The sequence below is a fragment of the Flavobacterium sp. genome (assembly GCF_028712645.1).
Taxonomy (GTDB): domain Bacteria; phylum Bacteroidota; class Bacteroidia; order Flavobacteriales; family Flavobacteriaceae; genus Flavobacterium.
Window position 1 is genome coordinate 1 of the sequence record NZ_JAQTPQ010000303.1, and the last position, 3,881, is coordinate 3,881.

At 34.0% G+C, this 3,881-nt stretch carries 3 protein-coding genes; all 3 read right to left on the reverse strand.

Going from position 1 to position 3,881, the window contains the following annotated elements:
* Window positions 1-531 (reverse strand): cytochrome d ubiquinol oxidase subunit II (cydB, locus tag PHC28_RS16735; protein ID WP_300103289.1); only part of this gene is annotated, 531 nt, incomplete at its 3' end.
* Between the two features lie 9 nt (window positions 532-540).
* Complete coding sequence (locus tag PHC28_RS16740; protein WP_300103290.1) at window positions 541-1,893, reverse strand: cytochrome ubiquinol oxidase subunit I; 1,353 nt, start codon at window positions 1,891-1,893, stop codon at window positions 541-543.
* A 94-nt stretch (window positions 1,894-1,987) separates the two neighbouring features.
* A complete protein-coding gene (menD, locus tag PHC28_RS16745) occupies window positions 1,988-3,649 on the reverse strand; it encodes a 2-succinyl-5-enolpyruvyl-6-hydroxy-3-cyclohexene-1-carboxylic-acid synthase (protein WP_300103292.1) in 1,662 nt (553 codons plus the stop codon).
* Window positions 3,650-3,881 lie beyond the last annotated feature (232 nt).

Genomic DNA, 3,881 nt, shown 5'->3' on the forward strand with positions numbered 1-3,881 from the left:
AATAGAAAGTGTAGTGAAACCTACCATTATAGAGTAAGGACTCAAAAAAGAAAAAAAGATTCCTCCTTGATAGGTAAAATTAGATCCTAAAGCAAAACCTTGCAAAATATTTGCCAAAACAACACCAAGCAAAAAAGCAATCATAATGCAGGAAACACTGTAAATAATATCCCAAATTAGTCTCCACCAAGGCATTTTTTCGGCACTTCTAAACTTGATTGCCGCAGCTCTCAGCACATTAAACATTAAAAACAACATAAACGGAATGTACATTGCCGATAACATCGTAGCATACATCACAGGGAATCCTGCAAATAAGGCACCACCGCCAATTACTAACCAAACCTGATTAGCATCCCAAACTGGCCCAATAGCATTGATAGCAATTCTTCGGCTGAGGTCTTTTCTAAAAAACAAATGCCAAGCACCAGCTCCAAAATCAAATCCCTCTAAAATAGCATAACCCGAAAATAATAATCCAATTACCAAATACCACAAGGTTGGATAATCTATTCCTAAAAAAGTTTCCATAAGCTCAGATTAAAAGTTTTTAGTTTTTGAGGGTTCTTGAATTTCGTCATAAGGACCGTGTTTTATTTTTTTATTCACCGAATATAAAAACAAGACCAACAAAAGTGAATAAACCACTGTAAACAAAACCAGTGAAAACACAACTTGATTGGAAGCTACTTCTTGTGAGAATGCTTTGTTGGTTCTTAATAATCCATAAACTACCCAAGGTTGTCTTCCCATTTCAGCAGTGAACCAACCCACTTGATTGGCAATTTGGGGCAAAATAACTGAGAAAGAAAAAATCCACATTAACCATTTTGTTTCAAATAATTTTCCACGCCACCATAAAAAACTAGCATATAATGTAAGCCCAATTAATGCCATTCCTATGGCAATCATAATGTGATAAAACTGGAAAACGGCATTAATCTGGCTCGGTCTGTCTTCTACCGGAAAATCATTCAAACCTTTTATGGGAGCTTGAAAATCTTGATGAACTAAAAATGATAATCCACCTGGAATACTAATACCAGTCGTAGTTTGTTTTTCTTTGTCAACCCAACCCATAAGATATAAATCGGCAGGCGAATTTTTCGAAAAATGCCCTTCCATTGTCGCTAATTTTGCTGGTTGATTTATAGCTACACCATTAGCCGTACTGTGACCTGAAACTAATTGAGTAAGTGAAAAAATAGTAGCAACAATTAAAGAAATTTTGAAAGCTTTTTTAGATATTTCTAAGTAGCGTCCTTTTCTAATATAATAAGCATGTACACTCAAAACTAAGAAAGCTCCCGCCAAAATAGCACCTTGCCAAGTGTGAATGATTCTATCTACACTTGAAGGATTGAAAACCATTGCCCAAAAATCAGTCACTTCGGCTCGAGCGTGTAAACCTGTTCCAACAATGTGATAACCTGCTGGAGTTTGTTGCCAAGAATTGGCTACTACAATCCAAACGGCAGAGAACATAGACCCCAGAAATACTCCTAAAGTGGATACAAAATGCACCCAAGGCTTTACTCGATTCCATCCGAAAAGCAAAATTCCTAGAAAAGTGCTTTCTAATCCAAAAGCAAATAAGCCTTCGGCTGCTAATGCACTCCCGAAAATATCACCAACATAGCGAGAATAAACCGCCCAATTAGTTCCGAATTCGAATTCCATAATTATTCCGGTGGCAACGCCAATACCAAAAGTCAAAGCAAAAAGTTTAATCCAAAAGCGGGTCAATATTTCGTAATCCTTGTTTCCAGTTTTAAGATAAAGTCCTTCAAAAATTACCATTATCAACCCAATTCCGATACTTAACGGAGGATAGATGTAATGAAAAGCAATTGTAAAAGCAAATTGTATTCGAGCTAATATTTCAATATCCATATTATAAAATTTTAATTCAAAATTATCAACTAATTCACCATTGAACAGTGACTAATACTATATAAAAAAGCAATTTAACTTTAAAACTGCACAATTACTCTAACTCCCTGAAATACTGCAGCAAAATTTTATCATTTTCTCTTGTTGGCGTAAAAATTTCCAAAATATTTGGTTTGTCGTTAAAGGCATAAAAAGCTTTCAAACTATTTACTAAACTTATTTCGTCACTTGCAATGCTATAATTTAAACCATACATTTTAGCCAAAGGCTCAGCAGTCAAGCAATGCGAAGTTTCGAAAAATTTATTAAAAACTGGAGTTTCTTCGTGACCTGGCAAAATTCTAAAAATACCTCCACCTCCATTATTGATGAGGATAATTTTAAAATTTTTCGGAATATATTCGTTCCACAAAGCGTTGCTGTCGTAGAGAAAACCAATATCCCCAGTTATTAAAACCGTTTGTTTTTTATTGGCTACAGCCGCACCAATTGCTGTTGAAGTGCTACCATCAATTCCACTAGTTCCACGATTGCAAAAAACCGAAATTGACGAATCTATTTTGAATAATTGCGCATACCGAATTGCAGAACTGTTACTAAGATGCAAAATCGAATCTTGTGGTAAAGAAGGAATTATTTTTTCGAAAACTTTGAAATCTGAAAAAGGAATTTTATCTAAATATTCTTGGTGTTTTGATTTTCTTAAAGTTGCTATTTTCTGAAAAGTTGAACAATAACTGCTTTTTATTGGAATAGTAAAACGCAAAAATTGATTAAAAAACGGATTAGGTTGAACTTTAAAATGTTTCGTCAAACTACCATAAGTGTCATAAGCTCTTAATGAATCGATATGCCAATGGTGCTTAGGTTTGTATTCTCGCAAAAATGATTTTATCCTTTTAGAAACTACCATTCCTCCAAAAGTAACCAAAATATCTGGCTGGAGATTCTTGAAATCTTTCTTCGAAAAGGGTGTGATTATTGTGTCAATGTTATTCAAAAAGGAAGAATGATGAAGATTCGAAGTAGTTTCGGTCATTACAACAACGGAAACATCATTGGCTAACAAATCAATAATTTTATCATCAATTTCATTTGGACTGTTTTCTCCAATCAATATTAATTTCTTTTCTGACGCACTCCAAATACTAGCAAATTCATTCAATCCTTCGATAGAAATTTCTTTGTTTTCTTGAACATAATCAGCAATAATTACATTGACATCTAATTGATTTACAGTTTGATAAAGTGGCTCTTCGAAAGGCGCATTAATATGAACGGGACCTCTTTTGGCAAAAGCTTTATTGATAGCTTTGTTGATTTTTAAATCATTTTTAACTGAAACTTCTTCTGTAAGATTGGCATTATACAATGAATGATTTTTAAATACTTTTTCCTGACGAATAGTTTGACCGTCACCAATATCAATCTTACTTTGAGGTCTATCAGCAGAAATCACGATTAGTGGAATTTGGCTGTAAAATGCTTCGGCAAAGGCGGGATAATAATTCAATAATGCCGAACCTGAAGTGCAAACCACAGCAACGGGTTTTTGAATTTGTTGGGCAATTCCGAGTGCAAAAAAAGCAGCACAACGTTCATCGGCGATACTGTAGCAGTTGAATTCGGGATTGTTTACAAATCCTATGGTTAGAGGTGCATTTCTCGAACCTGGAGAAATTACTATGTTTTTGATTCCTTTGGCAAGACAAATTTCAATAATGCTTTGAGCCAAAGGTATTTTAGGATAAATCATTCCATTTGAGTTTAAATCTTAAAGTTAAAAGTTTCGAAATTGTATAAAACTTCAACTGGAGCAAAGTTACAAACTTAGAAAATGACATTGCTCATAAATTTGAAGATATTCGGTACAATTTTTGTCTAAAAGGAATATATTTGTCAGAGCGTTTTTTATTCAATATTCCTTAAGCTATGCGTATTTTTTGCTTATTTTTCTTCTTTCTTTTTATTCCAAATGGAATTGCTCA

What these genes read in the sequence shown, in the direction of transcription:
- PHC28_RS16740 (WP_300103290.1), bottom strand. Translation starts at nt 1,893, where the DNA reads ATGGATATTGAAATATTAGCTCGAATACAATTTGCTTTTACAATTGCT.
- menD (WP_300103292.1), bottom strand. Translation starts at nt 3,649, where the DNA reads ATGATTTATCCTAAAATACCTTTGGCTCAAAGCATTATTGAAATTTGT.